Raw genomic sequence first — 16,610 nt, 5'->3', positions numbered from 1 at the left:
AAACTGATGATTAACTGTTGGCAAGCAGTACGGCGCAGGCACCAAAACCGATTACCACCATAATTACCGAAATGATAATTAATTTTAGTCCGGGTTTTACAGGTTCATTTCTTGATGATTTAATGATAACCTGAATAATCCCCACCACAAAAAGCACGACTGCGGTAAGACAATAAATTACAAATAAGCCGAATAAACCACCCATATTAATTCATATTTAATTTTTCCCTGATCAGATCTATTTTATTGTCGCGGTAAAAAATATTCATGGTTTCGAAAGGTACCATTTTATATTTATCGCTCACGATGTGCACACATGATTTTTTAACCGCACGCACATCAAAATCCAGCGGATCCATAAAGTTCATGATGATGATCCGGAATAAATTATCGTAACTTAAATTGTCGGATTTTACCCTCGGCAGGCAGCACATCAGTTCGCCAAAGGTATCTTCGGCACAATCAACAGAAACACCTGTGCTAAACAAATTAAGCATGTGTTCTTTCAATTTTTCATCATGTTCGAAAACGATGGTGTTTTTCGAATTGTTTAGTAAATCTTCAGGATTGATCAAATGTGTCATCGGGATTACCTCATCACCAATTTTTAAGGCATAAGCCATGCAAAGCGCATCGGGATTGCAAGGCACAGGAATTAAATCCTGCGGGGTAAAGGTTGGGCATTGCTCATAAATTTTTCTTCGCACCTCGGTCAGGGTAATCCTTCCCTGCTGATCGTTATAATCATCATTTCGCCCGGCAACCTGCGTAGGCTGAAAGGTTACACCTCGAACACATTTCTGTTTTAGTGCATAATCCAGAATATCGCCAATTTCATGGTCGTTTAAACCATTTTGCAAGGTAACCACTAAAGTAGTAGATACATTGAACTGATTTAAATGATCGATAGCTTTTCTTCTTACTTCGGTCAGGTCTTCGCCACGTAATTTAGTTAACACTTCAGGACTGAAACTATCAAACTGCAGGTAAATTTCAAAATCGGGCATATAACCGGCCAGTTTCTCTACAAATTTGATGTCTTTCGCTATCCTGATCCCGTTTGTATTTACCATCAGGTGTTTAATGGGCTTTGTTTTGGCGAGGTCTAAAATCTTAAAAAATTCAGGATGTACCGTCGGTTCCCCACCTGAAAGCTGAACCACATCGGGTTCGCCCTCGTTGGCCACCACCACATCCATCATCCGTTCTATTTCTGCCAGAGTTCTATGCCGGCCATAACTTGGAGATGACATGGCGTAACAGGTTGGGCAGGCCAGGTTACAACGATCGGTAACTTCAATCACGGTTAAACAAGAATGCTGTTCGTGGTCGGTACATAAACCACAATCGTAAGGGCAGCCATAATGCACTTTGGTATTAAACTTAAGCGGCATTTCCGACTGTTTGTTATAATTCCGGATCTGTTTATAATAATCTACATCATCAGCAATCATTACTTTACTATCGCCATGCGTTCTGCAGTTTTTCAGCATGAACACTTTGGCGTCCTGAAAAACAATTTTCGCATCGCAAAGCTGTAAACATTCGGGGCAAAGACTTTTGGTATAATCGTAATAAATATAATCTCTGGTATTGGCCATGGCGTTTATTGTTTAGTAGCTATCTTTTTAAAAATCCTGATGATGAATTTATAATAATAGATAAAAATAAACAATGCCGACCAATGAATGCTGCTTAAATTTAAAAATAATGAATGATAAGGTTTTAAAAATTCGATTAAAAAACGGAACAGGAAATACAATACCATCAATAATTTAAAGCGGTCGCCATTAATCAGTTCTTTATGTTTTAAGAGATTAAAAAGGAAAATCAAAAGCAATAGATAGATTATTTCGTAGAGCATAATGGGATGCCGAAGGATGCCATCACCCAGATCCATGCCCGTAAAAAAGCGAGTAGGCACACCATGAGTTGGCTCGTCAATCCCCATCGAAAAGCAACCGATCCGGCCAATAATCAGTGCCACCAAAATGGGGATTACATAAATATCTCCGGAAGCGATATTAACTCCGATTATTTTTTTGATTAATTCTACACCAAACAGGCCGCCAAGTAATCCGCCAATAATAGTTTTACTTTGATAGAGGACTGAAAAAGTTAGGTGATGGATTACCTCGGGGGTTTCGAGTACGGCAATTATCCGCGAGCCGATTAATGCACCAACCATTGCCCCCAACATTATCCAAAGCCTGTTTTCATCCGAAATCGGGTCTGCAATTCCCTTTTTATAATAGTAATACAGCCTTACACCAACAATAAATGCCAGTGTTTCGAAAATATAGTGATAATGATATTGTTCTCCGAAAAGTTCGAATTGAAAAGGAAATGGTGATGCAGATTTTAACAGCATTTATTTAAAGAATAAACGGCAAAATACAGGTAAGTGGTCAGAATAATACCTTTTATCTTTACTATCTGTTAAAACGGCAAACTTTTGCACTTTAAAACTTTTGTTCACAAAAACGTAATCGATACGGTCTTTCAGGTCGCTATCGAAATGAAAACCGTTAAAAGTACCTGCCGGACCGTAAGGTGTTTCTACAGAAACCTCTTTTGCATCGGTTAGAAAAGATTTAATGGTTGCGATGGCTTCTGTTTCGGGCGTTACATTTAAATCGCCGGTAAAAATAACAGGCAATGTTGGTGCGATTTGCTGGATTTTCTGTTTCAGCAATTTAGCCGATTCAATCCTCGCCTGAACGCCAATATGATCGTAATGGGTATTAAAAACGATAAATTCTTTCTTGTTCAATTTGTCGTACAGTTTAACCCAGCTACACACCCGGTTTAAAGCGGCATCCCAGCCTTTTGAAGGCACATCAGGTGTTTGCGACAGCCAAAAAGTTCCGCCATCTTTTTTAGTAAAACGGTCTTTATCAAAATATACCGCAGAAAATTCGCCTTTTCTTTTGCCATCATCACGGCCAACGCCCACTACATCGAAATTGGAATTTTCGATCAGCGCATCAAACTGCTCAGGCAAAGCTTCCTGCACACAAAGAATATCGGCATCATGAAATTTAACCAGCGCCTTTACATTATCTTTTCGGTTCGGCCAGGCATTAACGCCATCGGAAGCTACATTTAAACGGATATTATAAGTAATAATATTAATGGGCACAGCCGCTTTTTGAGCAAAAGCAAAAACGGTTAATAAAAGAAAAACAGGGATGATTTTTAAACTATTCATATTATACTTATGCTTTTTTATTTCCGGCACTCTCCGGAAGATTATAAATTTAAGCTGCGATAATACTAAATTAAGGTTAATTGTATTTTAACAATGAAATATCTTTTAAATTAAATCTTCGTCCTTATAACTGTAGTAGCGGTTATTGGCGAAAATAACGTGATCTACCACGAAGAGGGTAAGCAAATTGCCTGAAGCAACCATATCTTTAGTTAGTTTGTCGTCACTTTCACTGGGCTTTAAACTTCCTGAAGGATGGTTATGGGTTAGTACGATATTTGCCGCATTGTTCTCTAAAGCGGTTTTAAAAATAATTTTCGGATCGGCTATTGTACCCGCCTGCCCCCCTTTACTGATCAGAAATTTCCCAATAATGCGGTTAGACCTGTTGAGCAAAAGTATCCAGAATTCTTCGTGGTTGAGGTTGGCAAAGGTATGATGCATGTACCTGTAAACATCGCCGGAAGTGGTAATCTGGGTAACCTCTTCTTCAGCAGTTTCTTTTCGTCGCAGGCCGAGTTCGAGTGCAGCCATAATGGTTAGGGCTTTTGCCTCGCCAATGCCTTTAAACCTGGAAAGATCCTGAATGGATGCTTTGCCAAGCCGGGTGAGGTTATTATCATAAAAAGCCAGAATCCTTTTGCTCAGATCTACCACTGTTTCAGTTTTACTTCCTGAGCCAATTAAAATTGCAATAAGTTCGGCATCAGTTAAATGCCTTCTACCATGCAGTAAAAGTTTTTCACGCGGGCGATCTTCTTCAGCCCATAATTTCACCCCTAATTTCTGTTCGTATGGTTTCATTTTTTCGACAAAAAAAAGGCATCCCAACTTTTGGTTGGGATGCCTTTGCTAATATCGTAAAAAAATTGGCTTATTTTAAACCGCTAACGAATTTCGTTAATTTCGATTTATTGTTTGCCGCTTTGTTTTTGTGGATAACATTCTTTTTAGCTAAACGATCTAACATAGAGATTACTTTAGGCAATAAATCAGATGCAGTTTTTTTATCTTCTGCAGCACGTAATCTTTTAATGAAAGTACGTGTAGTTTTTGCCTGATATCTGTTACGTAAACGTTTTGTTGCGTTTGCTCTAATTCTTTTTAATGAAGATTTATGATTTGCCATTTCTATTTAGCCTTTTATTTTTCTTATTCGTTTCCTATAATTCGGGTTGCAAATATAGGATTAATGTTTTTAAATTACAAACACTTTTAACTTTTTTTAAAACAAATTTCTGAAACTAAAGAAAACAAAATAAAAGCAACCTAACTGTTGGCAAATAAGCTTACATAGTCCTCCGGATAACCAAATAAATTTTAGCGTTTTTACGATATATTTTGTACTTTTAATTGAACATCAAACATGCATGCCTACCTCAATACAGAAATTAATAGAAACACTCAAAGATTAAAATCGCAGCACACCCAAGACAGTACTATTACTAAAAATCTTGAAAGGCAATTAAGTGATACCGTAAGATTTAATATGCCTCAACTTATACATAGTGAAGGCAATACAGGAAAACGGGATGATAGTATAAGCTCTGTGAATGCAATCCCCAAAAGCGGCAAGCTAAAACAATATTTAGAAGTTCCAAAATACGAGAATATACCAATAGAACATGGCATGAAAAGCAAAATAGCTATTTCAGGCCAATACCATACAATGCTTACACAAAGCGACACCATGCTCTTTAATGCCTTAAACAAACTTTGCATATGGGCTTATGGGGCGACACCTATAAAAAGATTGCTGATAAAATTGTAAACCATCTTAAAACCGGAAACGGCAAAGATTTTAACGATACCATTGAATTAAGTACTTTAATGCTATCGCAACAATCTTTCAAATTATTAATTAAAGAGATCAGCACAGCTTTTAGACAAAAAATGGCAATAAGTACTTATGATTTCACCCTGATTCATTCTTTAAAGGAAAATCAGAAGAAAAGATCTGATTTAAAAAATTTTCCATTCGGGATTTCTTATAATGATAGTACTGCATTAAAGGTATTAGTTGGAGGGGTACAACAATTAGATGTTATTTTAAAAGATATTCACTATCAATTTAACAAACTACATCATCGAAATGATTTTAAATATCGGGCAGAATTTGAGATTACTATATACGACCAATTTGGCATCAACGAATCAGATATTTCAAACGCATCATTTACTGCAAGTTTAGGCATGCAAGGATTAATTGCATTTTGGATATTACAGAGACAAAGGGGCTACAAACCTTTTAGAACAGCATTTAAATTTAACCACATTATCAACGACAAATTTTAAAAAATTTAATTTGGCAGTAAAATCCCCTAAAAAAAATGAGGAACAGAATTATAAAATTTAATATTATCCTACTCTGTTTTATTATACCTATCCCTTTATATGCCGGGATTGGATTAGCTGACTGGTCGGCAAAAACACCCGGCTCAAATGAAATTAACAATTTTTCGGGTAATGCGATATATCTAAAAAATGGTGATCAGATCGACAATTTAAATCGCTGGTTTTTTTATAAAAATCACATCATAGGCGAAAAAGATACCATTTACACTCCGGTTAATGAAGCAAGATATTTTGTAGTTGACGAGACTACTTTTAAAATTGATACCTTCTTAAATAAGGATGTATGGACAGATTATCTGGCAGAAAAAAATCTTAAACCAAAAGTTTGGACAAGATGGTACAGCAATAACTGGATTTTTTTTAGTGACGACATGGCATCCGCATTAACATCGATGTTTTATCTTTCAATCCCGTTAGTTATTTTTTCTCTATTATTAATCTACAAGTCAATAAAAATAGAAAAACTAAATTTTACTAAGCCTTATACGCTATTTACAACATTTACTTTATTCATTTTGCTAATAATATGGTTGCTTGACAAAAATCCCCAGAGCTTATAAACTAGACTTATTAAATCCTATCTATATGTTTGATGGCTACGGCGGAGCTTAACCCGCTTTTAAAAATTACAAATCGAAAAATATTGGGGCTAATACATATTAGTAAACCATAAATAGTCAATCAAACAAAACATTACCATTAACTACAAAAAATGCTATTTTTGAAAAAAAATATTTGTGAAAAAACGTATCGCCATCTTTGCATCAGGTTCTGGCTCTAATGCCCAAAAACTGATGGAGCATTTTAAACGGAGTAACGAAATTGAAATTTCTTTGGTGCTAACTAATAATGCCGAGGCTTATGTGCTGCAAAGGGCTGATAATTTCGAAATCCCAACCCACATTTTCGACAAAAACGAATTTTATAAAACTGATGAGGTGGTGGATCTGCTCAAAAATCTTGAGATCGATTTCGTTGTACTGGCTGGTTTCCTTTGGTTAATCCCTAAAAACCTGATCGATGCGTACCCGGGCCGCATTGTAAATATCCATCCTGCAATTCTGCCTAAATTTGGTGGCAAGGGCATGTATGGTGATCATGTGCACCATGCGGTAATGGCCGCCGGTGAAACTGAGGGCGGAATCACCATTCACTATGTAGATGAAAACTACGATGAAGGCGAATACATTTACCAGGCCCGTTACCGGATCGACAAAAATGATAACCTCGAAATGGTAAAGTTTAAAGGTCAGCAGCTCGAACACCAACATTATCCGCGGATAGTGGAAACACTTGTAAAAAAGATAAAAAAGTAATCTGATCTCAACTTAATCAGGTGTGCTTTGTTTTTGGCGCAAAGAATAATAATACGCTAACAATCACCAGAAACCCGATATTAATCAAAGTTGCCCATTGGTATGCCACAGGATACGGTGCTGCCAGGGGCATTTGAAGCTGATTAAAGAAAACACCGCCTACAATGGCAACCCCAAAGGCTACCGAGACCTGTTGTAGTGTTAAATATATGCCTGATGAGGCACCCATCATTTTTTCCGGGATACTTTTTAAGGCTATCGTCATTAAAGAAGGTAAAATCGTGCCACAGCCCACTCCATATGTAAACAACACCAGTATGATATATAGTTGAGGTACCTCATTTAAATTAAATATAATCAAATGGAAAACGAGCGCTAAAATCATAATAAGCGACCCTGTAAGTGAAACATACTTGCCATAGCGGGCCACCAGTGGTGTAAAAAACACAGATGCAACGACGTAACCTACCCCCTGGCAAACAAAATACATCCCTGTACAGGCTGAACTAACACCCATACCATTTTGTAAATTCACAGTATTAATTAAAAAGTAAGAATCCTGAACGAGGTAATAAAACAGGGAAATCAACAACCCCATCCTGAAATCGAAATTTTTAAAGAGACTAAGACTAATCAGCAGACTCTTTCCCATTCTTATATTCAGTCGTTGGTAATAAATAAATACAAGCAACAACACTACCGATAAAAACAAAAGTAAAATACTCCAAACAGGCCAATTCAGCTCCCTTCCTTGTATTAGTGGATAAATCAATGTCGTTAATGTTAACATTAATAATATACTGCCGGTAAAATCAAATTTTCCATTGGTTTTTACGGGCAATGCTTTAAGGTATTTAAGCCCCAATACTACTGCGGTTAATCCGATAGGCACATTGATTAAAAAAACCAGCCGCCAGCCCTGGGGAATAATTTCCAGATCAGGAATCAACCCGCCAAGAAACTGGCCAGCAACGGAAGCAATACCCGCAATACTGCCATAAACCCACAGCATCTTCGTCCGCTTAGTTGGATCAGGAAATAAATCAGGGATAAAAGCAATACCCTGAGGTACCATAAATGCAGCACTAATCCCCTGTATAAAACGGGCAACATTTAACTGAACAGCCGATTGTGCCAAACCACAGGATAAAGAAGCAATGGTAAAGATCAGCATTCCGGTTAAAAACACTTTTTTCTTTCCAAAATACTCGCCGGCACGGCCGCCGGTAATTAAAAATGAAGCGTAACCTATAATATACATCACAATTACCAACTGCATATCAGCATCTGTTCCTTTAATTCCTGTTTTAATAGACGGGAGCGCTACATTTACTATAAACAGATCCAAAACGGATAAAAATATAGCCGAACAAACAATCAGGAACACCAACCATTTTCTGTATTTTTTCATGCTTTTCTTATATTTAAAATTCAAAGGAAGAAAAGCCTTTAACGGTAATCAAGTAGTCACCTAAACAGTACTAGGTATGCAAAACAGTACTAATAATGAACATGAAGCACTTATAAATGGGGATTTATTTTTAAATGACGCTCCGTTGACGGGTGTATTTAAGGTGATTGGCGGCAAATGGAAAATTATGCTCATTAAGGCAATCGCGGCCAAATGCCCAAAAAGGTTCGGAGAGCTTAAACGCGAAATGCATTTCTTAAGTCAGGGACCATTAACTACCCAGCTTAAAGAAATGGAACGCGACGGACTTACTATCCGGGAAGCTTTTGCAGAATCTCCGCCCCGGGTAGAATATAAACTTACCGATGTAGGAAAAACCCTCCTTCCGGTTATAGGTGTTTTAGAAGATTGGTACGCAAATTTCCAAACAAACACCAAACCTAAAAAATTCCGGATAAAGCAATGAAACACAAAGAGGTAACCTAAATTTTACGTACACAATCAGAAGCTAAAATGAGCAACAAAAGAGAAAAAATAAAGGGTGAAGTAAAATCTGCAAATAATTTCATTTTTATTGATTTTGGCACCTAAATAAATGCCCCTGTTTTACTACCTTTGCGGCTCAAAATTTTCAGTAGAATGAGTCAATCAATCAAAATCAAAAACGCTTTAATCTCAGTATATTATAAAGATGGTTTGGAGCCATTGGTAAAATTGTTAGCCGCACAGGGTGTGCAGTTATTTTCTACCGGTGGAACAGAACAATTTATTAAAGATTTAAATCTTCCGGTTACGGCAGTTGAAGATTTAACCGGTTACCCTTCTATTTTGGGCGGACGTGTTAAAACTTTACATCCGAAAGTTTTTGGTGGAATTTTAAACCGCAGGGCATTAGCCGGAGACCAGGAGCAGATTGCTGAATATGAGATCCCTGAGATTGACCTTGTTATTGTTGATTTATACCCTTTTGAAGAAACCGTAAAAGCAGGCGGAACACCGGAAGAAATTATCGAAAAAATCGATATCGGTGGTATTTCTTTAATCCGTGCTGCGGCGAAAAACTTTAACGATGTGGTAATTATCGCTTCTAAAAATGATTACCCTACTTTACAGGCCCAGTTAGAAGCACAAAATGGCGAAACAACTCTGGCACAACGTAAATCGTTTGCTAAAACAGCTTTCCATACTTCTTCACACTACGATACTGCAATTTTCAACTATTTTAATACGGAAGAACCACTTGATGTTTTTAAACAGAGTGTAACAGAAGCTAAAACTTTACGTTATGGCGAAAACCCTCACCAGGGTGGTGTATTTTATGGCGATTTAGATGCCATGTTTACCAAACTGAACGGTAAAGAGCTTTCGTACAATAACCTGGTTGATGTAGATGCAGCCGTTGCTTTAATCGACGAATTCGAAGATCCGACTTTTGCGATTTTAAAACATACAAATGCCTGTGGTATTGCTTCACGCCCTACCGTTAAACAAGCCTGGGTTGATGCTTTGGCCTGCGATCCGGTTTCAGCTTTTGGTGGTGTATTGATTACCAATGTAGAAGTTGACCTTGAAACGGCAGAAGAAATTAACAACCTGTTTTTCGAAGTATTAATTGCACCTTCTTACCAGCCAGAAGCGGTAGAATTGTTCAGCAAAAAGAAAAACCGCGTTATTTTACAGCGTAATGAGGTAGAATTAAGCAAAAAACAATTTAAAACTTTATTAAACGGTGTAATTGAGCAGGATAAAGATTTAATTATCGAAGGTCCGGAGCAAATGACAACCGTTACCGAAAAAGCACCAACCGAACAAGAACTGAAAGATTTATTCTTCGCCAATAAAATTGTAAAACATACTAAATCGAACACCATCGTATTGGTTAAGGATGATGTGCTGATTGCAAGCGGCGTTGGACAGACTTCGCGTGTTGATGCGTTAAGACAAGCGATTGAAAAAGCCGCTTCGTTCGGTTTCAGCGTTAAAGGTGCCGCTATGGCTTCTGATGCATTTTTCCCTTTCCCTGATTGTGTGGAGATTGCTGCCGATGCCGGCATTACTGCTGTACTGCAACCAGGCGGATCGATTAAAGATGCTGATTCTGTTGCAAAAGCAAATGAAAAAGGTATTGCCATGGTAACTACCGGGGTAAGACACTTTAAACACTAATTAAGCTGAAAGGATAAAGACCAAAGCTTAAAGCGAAGAAATGCTGAAAGCACATTGCAAATCGCTTTAGTCTTTTAGCTTTGGTCTTTCAGCTTTGGTCTTTCGCCTTTTTATTTTCCACACATTTTAATTGCCTTAAAAACAATTCAATAACTGAAGAAAATAAAACTTAAAACAATAAAAAAGCTATTTTTACATTAGGAATAGTATAGATTTGACAAAATAAAGAAAACATACCTTATACATGGGATTATTTAACTGGTTTACGCAAGAAGTTGCCATCGATTTAGGCACTGCGAATACCCTGATTATACATAACGACAAAGTAGTTGTAGATGAGCCATCTATCGTTGCTTTCGATCGTACTACAAACAAAGTCATTGCTATAGGTCGTCAGGCAATGCAAATGGAGGGTAAAACCCACGATAACATTAAAACCGTTCGTCCATTAAAAGATGGGGTAATTGCTGATTTCAACGCTGCTGAAGCGATGATTAAAGGCATGATCCGTATGCTTAATGGCGGTAAAGGATGGATGTTCCCTTCTTTACGTATGGTAATTTGTATTCCATCTGGTATCACTGAGGTAGAAAAACGTGCCGTGCGCGACTCTGCGGAGATTGCAGGTGCAAAAGAAGTATATTTAATTCACGAGCCAATGGCTGCTGCTGTAGGTATCGGAATTGATGTGGAAGAGCCAATGGGTAACATGATCATCGATATAGGCGGGGGTACCACGGAAATTGCGGTTATTGCTTTATCTGGTATCGTTTGCGATCAATCGATCCGCGTGGCCGGAGATAACTTCGATTCTGATATCGTAAACTACATCCGCCGTCAGCATAATATTATGATCGGCGACCGTACTGCTGAGAAAATCAAGATTGAAGTTGGTGCAGCTTTACCTGAATTACAGGATGCCCCAGCTGATTTTGCCGTTCAGGGCCGTGATTTAATGACAGGAGTTCCAAAACAGATCACCGTTTCTTATACCGAAATTGCACACTGTTTAGATAAATCGATCTCTAAAATTGAAGAAGCGATTTTGAAAGCTTTAGAGATTACGCCTCCAGAACTTTCTGCAGATATTTACCAAACCGGTATCTATTTAACAGGTGGTGGTGCTTTGCTGAGAGGTTTAGATAAACGTGTGGCTGCTAAAACAAAATTACCTGTTCACGTTGCCGAAGATCCGCTTCGTGCGGTAGTACGCGGAACCGGCATCGCCCTTAAAAACATCGGCGGATATAAATTCTTAATGCAATAACCTAGATTTGAGATATTAGATATGAGATTTGAGACTAATTATCCAAACTCATATCTAATATCTTACATCTCATATCTCATGAGCAATGCGTAACCTTTGGATTTTCATCAGCAGATACAACGCATTTTTCCTGTTTATTATCTTTTTTACTATTGGGCTTTACCTGACGGTGAAGAACAACTCCTATCAGCGCAGCGTAACTTTAAACTCTACCAATGAAGTTGTGGGTACCGCTTACGAAAGGTTAAATGTTTTTAAACGTTATTTAAACTTAGGGATGGTAAATGATAGCCTTGCCGCAGAAAATGCCAAGCTTAAAAGTAAACTATTAAGCTTAACCACTGTTGATACCGCCAAAGATGTTAAGGTTATAGATACCCTCACCAATCAGGATTACACCTATTTGGCCGCTAAAGTGATTAAGAACTCCATTACTTTACGCAATAACATCATGACGATTAATAAAGGCAGCATAGATGGAATTAAAGCGGGAATGGCCGTTATTGCACCGCAAAAAGGCGTGGTTGGCTTCATTCGTGATGTTTCTGAACACCTCGCAACTATCCAGTCGCTTTTACACAAAGACACTAAAATAAGTGTGACTTTAAAAAAGAATAACGCTTTGGGCTCGCTGGTTTGGGGCGATGGTAATTTCGATATCAAAAAGGCATTTATCAAGGAAGTACCCAATCACATTAAAATGTATGTGGGCGATACCATAGTTACTTCCGGTTTTGCATCCTTTCCGAAAGGGATTTTGGTGGGAAGGATCAGCAAGCCAAATGTAGCCACCAATGATAATTTCTTATCAGGCGAATTGAATTTATTTACAGATTTTAGCACATTGCAATATGTATATGTGGTTAAATATAAAAAGGCTGAAGAGCAAAAAGCTTTAGAAGGCATCGTTAAACCGAATGAATAGTAGAATCATAATTGTAAATGTGATCAGGTGGTTTTTGCTACTTTTTGTGCAGATATTCCTGCTCAAGAATATGGGCTTTTACGATCTTTCTACGCCATTCATTTACGTATTGTTTTTACTCCTGCTTCCCTTTGGCATTCCAAATATTGTATTGTATTTACTGGCTTTCGGAACAGGATTAACCCTCGATGCCTTTTACGATACCATGGGCGTACATGCTACGGCCTGTGTGGTATTGGCTTTCGTCAGGATTTCTTTTATATCAATAAGTTTAAACCGCGACGCAATTGACGACCCCGAACCTTCGTTAAGTTATATGGGTTTCCAATGGTTTTCACTTTATGCTTTTCTCTGCGTTATTGCACATCATTTCGTGCTGTTCTTTTTAGAAACATTCAGGCTAACCGAAGTAGGTTATACCTTAATGAGATGCGGCTTAAGTTGTGTCTTTACACTGCTTATTATTTTATTGGTAGAGTTTATATTCTATAGAAGAACACCACGTTAATGGATCAGTTATTTAACCGGAAATATATCGTTCAAGGATTATTTATTGTAATCGCCCTGATTTTATTAGGGAAGTTATTCTATATCCAGATCATTAGCGACAAGGCCTTCAGCTCTGCCGAAAGTAACGTATTGCGCAAAATATACAAATACCCTGCGCGTGGTGCCATCCTCGACCGGAACATGAAGGTAATTGTGCAGAACGAACCCGTTTACGATTTAATGGTTACCCCAAATGAAGTTAAGCCCTTCGATACCCTTGGATTGGCCAACGCTTTAGAAATCACTGTTGAGGATGTCCGCAAAAAGCTGAAAAAAGCAAGGGCGCAGTCGAATTACCAGGCTACATTTTTCGAACGTCAGATCTCTGTGCAGAGTTATGCCCGCCTGCAGGAAATTATGTACCGTTTCCCGGGTTTCAGAACGCAGGACAGAACCATCAGACATTATCCAGATAGTATTGCCGGACAACTTTTCGGCTATGTTAAGGAGGTAAGTCCGAATGATATTGAAAATTCAGAAGGCTATTACAAACCAGGCGATTTTATCGGCAAAAGTGGTCTGGAACGGTCTTATGAAGATTTTTTACGTGGTGAAAAAGGCGAAACTAGGATACTTTATGATGCTAAAAACATCGCCCAGGGCAGCTACGCCAACGGGAAATATGATGTAAATGCAGTAGCAGGAGATCGTTTAATCTCTTCCTTAGACATCAGGATTCAGCGCCTCGGGGAAGAATTGATGAAGAATAAGGTAGGTGCAATTGTTGCCATCGAACCTTCAACCGGAGAAATCCTCGCCTTTGTAAGCAGCCCGGGATACGACCCCAACCAACTGGTGGGCAAGGATTGGGGCAAAAACTACATGAGTTTAATTGCAAATCCTTACCGTCCGCAAATTGTGAGGCCAATTGCAGGCCAATATTCTCCAGGATCGTCATTTAAACCGGTTGATGCCCTGGTGGCGCTTCAGGCTGGGGCAATTGACCCAAATACGACATTTTTCTGTCCGGGTTATTACATGGCCGGAAACCATAAAGTAAAGTGCGAGCACGTAGATGGTACCATTAACATGCAACGCGGTATTGCACGATCTTGCAACACCTATTTTTGCCATGTTTTTCAAAGCATCATTACCAAAAACGGCATGAAAAACCAACGTCAAACTTATGCCAACTGGCACGAGCAGATCGCTAAATGGGGTTTTGGCCAGAAATTGGGTATTGATATGCCATTCGAAAAAAAGGGAATATTTTATCAGGGCGATCATTACGATAAAATTTATGGCAAACGCTGGGGCTACACCACTGTAATCTCTCAGGCCATTGGTCAGGGAGAAATTACCTCTACCCCATTGCAAATGGCAAACGTAATGGCCGCAATTGCCAACCGTGGCTATTATTTAAAACCCCACTTAATTAAAGGTATAGGCGATAAAAATGTGGTAAAGAAAGAATATGTAGTTAAAAACTATGTTGGTGTGGATGCTAAATATTTCCCGATTGTAATTGATGGGATGCGGGATGCAGTTAACAGTCCCTGGGGAACAGCGAAAGAATCGCAGATACCCAATATTGTAATGTGTGGTAAAACCGGTACGGTACAAAATCCACATGGCAAAAACCACTCGGTTTTTATCGGTTTTGCACCAATGGATAACCCTAAAATTGCCATTGCCGTAATTGTAGAAAATGGTGGTTTTGGTGGTTCTTACGCTGCCCCGATATCGAGTTTCATGGTAGAAAAATATTTAACAGATACCATTAAACCACGTTCTAATGGTTATACCGTAAAAGCATTCTCCGAAACCAATCTTTTACCTGCTCTGATTGATAAAACAAAAAAGGTTAAATTAACTAAACTAGACAGTTTAAACTTAAAAAAGGCTGACTCCGTTAAGAGGATAAAAGACAGTTTGAAAATAAAACCAGCAATATTAAAACGAACAGTTGCCACAAAACCCAAATTAAGCACACCACTTGTAACCAATAAACCTGTAAACAATAAGTAAATGATACAACAACAGGGAAACCGTTTCTTTTTTAATGTAGACTGGATTACCGTCCTCATTTACATTGCTTTATGCGCAGTTGGTTTTACAAATGTTTATGCATCCATTTACAATCCGGAAAAAGCAGCAGGTTTCGATTTTGCAAGCAGTTATGGCAAACAGTTAATTTATGTAATTACCGGCCTTATATTAGGTTTATCCATCTTATTATTTGATGGGCGCTTATTTAATGTATTTGCACCTTTTATTTATGGTGCTACTCTTTTTCTGCTTGTTGTGGTGCTGTTTGTGGGCCGAAATGTGGGCGGAAACCAGGCCTGGATCCCCATTGGCTCTTTCAGGTTACAACCATCAGAGTTTGCCAAATTTGGTACTGCATTGTTGCTGGCGAGGTATGTAAGTACCTTTAACCCTAAATTCAGGGATATTAAATCGATCGTAATTGCAGGATTAATTGTACTTGCCCCTCTTTTATTGATTATGCTACAGCCCGATACAGGTTCGGCATTGGTTTTCCTCGCCTTTATGTTCCCTTTGTACCGTGAGGGTTTATCAGGCTATTTTCTTTTGATATTTTTGGGAATGATTGTATTGTTCGTTGCAGATTTCCTGGTACCAACTTATGTATTAATCCTGATCCTTACCACCATCGGCGGACTTTTCATTTATAATAACAGAAGAAAACAAAAAATCATCATTTCTACCGTATTAGTTACCATCATCGCGATTGCTTACTTATTTGTTGTTAAAATTGCTTACGAGAAAATTTTAGCACCCCATCAGCGGAGCCGCATCGAATTAATGTTAGGTCTTAAAGCTGATAATAAAGGTGCAGGTTATAACGTAATTCAATCGCAGATTGCCATTGGTTCGGGGCAGGCAACCGGTCGTGGTTTTTTACAGGGAACCCAAACTAAATATGGTTACGTACCTGCACAAAGTACCGATTTTATTTTCTCTACTATTGGTGAGGAATGGGGCTTTATGGGCTGTTCGGTTGTAATTGGCTTATACATGTTTTTATTGCTCAGGTTGATCAATCTGGCAGAAAGGCAGCGATCTACCTTCTCGAGGGTTTACGGCTATAGTGTAGCTTGTATCCTGTTTTTCCACGTTTTTATTAATATTGGGATGACGATCGGAATTATTCCGGTAATCGGGATTCCATTGCCGTTTATTAGTTACGGAGGATCATCACTCTGGAGTTTTACAATACTGTTGTTTATCTTTTTAAAGCTGGATTCTAACCGAATGGGATTTATTTAGTCTGGAGTCCGGAGTCTTTAGTCTGGAGTCGATATTTCGCGTAAATTAAAGGTATGTCATTTCGAGCGGAGTGCAACACAGCCGGGAAATCTATCTTGAAGAGCGCTTTTGATTTAGATTTCTCCATTTCGCTACGCTTCAGTCGAAATGACGACTTTTTTAATAGTACGATTATA

Annotated in this window: 17 protein-coding genes; 10 read left to right on the top strand and 7 right to left on the bottom strand. The window is 38.4% G+C overall.

The genetic code is table 11. The annotated features are described in order from the left end of the window. Window positions 1–10: 10 nt before the first annotated feature. From ACTJKC_RS05990 to rpsT, 6 genes are all read right to left on the bottom strand, one after another. Window positions 11–205 (bottom strand): hypothetical protein, encoded by a 195-nt coding sequence (locus tag ACTJKC_RS05990; protein WP_344849249.1) that lies wholly within the window; start codon window positions 203–205, stop codon window positions 11–13. A gap of 1 nt (window position 206) precedes the next feature. Beyond that, window positions 207–1,601: a radical SAM protein gene (locus ACTJKC_RS05985; protein ID WP_440790700.1), complete on the bottom strand. Its 1,395-nt coding sequence runs from the start codon at window positions 1,599–1,601 to the stop codon at window positions 207–209. Between the two features lie 5 nt (window positions 1,602–1,606). After that, window positions 1,607–2,371 (bottom strand): prolipoprotein diacylglyceryl transferase family protein, encoded by a 765-nt coding sequence (locus ACTJKC_RS05980; RefSeq protein WP_440790699.1) that lies wholly within the window; start codon window positions 2,369–2,371, stop codon window positions 1,607–1,609. Further along, on the bottom strand, window positions 2,372–3,211 hold the full coding sequence (locus ACTJKC_RS05975) for an endonuclease/exonuclease/phosphatase family protein (protein ID WP_440790698.1): 840 nt from the start codon (window positions 3,209–3,211) through the stop codon (window positions 2,372–2,374). 105 nt (window positions 3,212–3,316) lie between these two features. After that, the gene (gene radC / locus ACTJKC_RS05970) at window positions 3,317–4,015 is read right to left on the bottom strand and encodes a RadC family protein (protein WP_344849239.1); all 699 of its coding nucleotides are present in this window, start codon (window positions 4,013–4,015) and stop codon (window positions 3,317–3,319) included. A gap of 70 nt (window positions 4,016–4,085) precedes the next feature. Continuing rightward, window positions 4,086–4,340 carry a 30S ribosomal protein S20 gene (rpsT, locus tag ACTJKC_RS05965; RefSeq protein ID WP_025143290.1) on the bottom strand — a complete coding sequence of 85 codons (255 nt, stop codon included), beginning with the start codon at window positions 4,338–4,340 and terminating at the stop codon, window positions 4,086–4,088. A 237-nt stretch (window positions 4,341–4,577) separates the two neighbouring features. Between rpsT and ACTJKC_RS05960 the strand changes: the two genes are divergently transcribed. The 3 genes from ACTJKC_RS05960 (at window position 4,578) to purN (ending at window position 6,882) form a co-directional block, all read left to right on the top strand. Further along, the gene (locus ACTJKC_RS05960) at window positions 4,578–4,982 is read left to right on the top strand and encodes a hypothetical protein (protein ID WP_440790697.1); all 405 of its coding nucleotides are present in this window, start codon (window positions 4,578–4,580) and stop codon (window positions 4,980–4,982) included. Further along, window positions 4,934–5,506 carry a DUF3289 family protein gene (locus ACTJKC_RS05955; RefSeq protein ID WP_440790696.1) on the top strand — a complete coding sequence of 191 codons (573 nt, stop codon included), beginning with the start codon at window positions 4,934–4,936 and terminating at the stop codon, window positions 5,504–5,506. The genes ACTJKC_RS05960 and ACTJKC_RS05955 overlap by 49 nt, the downstream gene beginning before the upstream one ends. Before the next feature lie 797 nt (window positions 5,507–6,303). Further along, window positions 6,304–6,882, top strand: a complete 579-nt coding sequence (purN, locus tag ACTJKC_RS05950; protein WP_344849231.1) for a phosphoribosylglycinamide formyltransferase — start codon at window positions 6,304–6,306, stop codon at window positions 6,880–6,882. Window positions 6,883–6,898: 16 nt separating this feature from the next. On the opposite strand, the gene ACTJKC_RS05945 is transcribed toward purN, so the two are convergent. Then, complete coding sequence (locus ACTJKC_RS05945) at window positions 6,899–8,293, bottom strand: MFS transporter (RefSeq protein WP_440790695.1); 1,395 nt, start codon at window positions 8,291–8,293, stop codon at window positions 6,899–6,901. Between the two features lie 76 nt (window positions 8,294–8,369). Between ACTJKC_RS05945 and ACTJKC_RS05940 the strand changes: the two genes are divergently transcribed. The 7 genes from ACTJKC_RS05940 to rodA all read left to right on the top strand — a co-directional run bounded on the left by ACTJKC_RS05940 (window position 8,370) and on the right by rodA (window position 16,434). Beyond that, window positions 8,370–8,759 carry a winged helix-turn-helix transcriptional regulator gene (locus ACTJKC_RS05940; RefSeq protein WP_440790694.1) on the top strand — a complete coding sequence of 130 codons (390 nt, stop codon included), beginning with the start codon at window positions 8,370–8,372 and terminating at the stop codon, window positions 8,757–8,759. 173 nt (window positions 8,760–8,932) lie between these two features. Next, a complete protein-coding gene (purH, locus tag ACTJKC_RS05935) occupies window positions 8,933–10,459 on the top strand; it encodes a bifunctional phosphoribosylaminoimidazolecarboxamide formyltransferase/IMP cyclohydrolase (RefSeq protein WP_440790693.1) in 1,527 nt (508 codons plus the stop codon). 244 nt (window positions 10,460–10,703) lie between these two features. Beyond that, complete coding sequence (locus ACTJKC_RS05930; RefSeq protein ID WP_010601761.1) at window positions 10,704–11,726, top strand: rod shape-determining protein; 1,023 nt, start codon at window positions 10,704–10,706, stop codon at window positions 11,724–11,726. A gap of 85 nt (window positions 11,727–11,811) precedes the next feature. After that, entirely contained in the window at window positions 11,812–12,651 is an 840-nt protein-coding gene (gene mreC, locus ACTJKC_RS05925; protein WP_344849223.1) for a rod shape-determining protein MreC, read from the top strand. Continuing rightward, window positions 12,644–13,159, top strand: a complete 516-nt coding sequence (locus ACTJKC_RS05920) for a rod shape-determining protein MreD (RefSeq protein WP_440790692.1) — start codon at window positions 12,644–12,646, stop codon at window positions 13,157–13,159. The genes mreC and ACTJKC_RS05920 overlap by 8 nt, the downstream gene beginning before the upstream one ends. Then, on the top strand, window positions 13,159–15,168 hold the full coding sequence (gene mrdA, locus ACTJKC_RS05915; RefSeq protein ID WP_344849221.1) for a penicillin-binding protein 2: 2,010 nt from the start codon (window positions 13,159–13,161) through the stop codon (window positions 15,166–15,168). The genes ACTJKC_RS05920 and mrdA overlap by 1 nt, the downstream gene beginning before the upstream one ends. Next, window positions 15,169–16,434 carry a rod shape-determining protein RodA gene (gene rodA / locus ACTJKC_RS05910; protein WP_440790691.1) on the top strand — a complete coding sequence of 422 codons (1,266 nt, stop codon included), beginning with the start codon at window positions 15,169–15,171 and terminating at the stop codon, window positions 16,432–16,434. The last annotated feature ends 176 nt before the right edge of the window (window positions 16,435–16,610 follow it).

It is taken from the genome of Pedobacter sp. 22226, assembly GCF_052045455.1.
In the GTDB taxonomy this organism is placed as follows: domain Bacteria; phylum Bacteroidota; class Bacteroidia; order Sphingobacteriales; family Sphingobacteriaceae; genus Pedobacter; species Pedobacter jeongneungensis.
The sequence above is the reverse complement of the archived record's forward strand: the minus strand, read 5'-3'. Positions and strand labels throughout refer to the sequence as shown.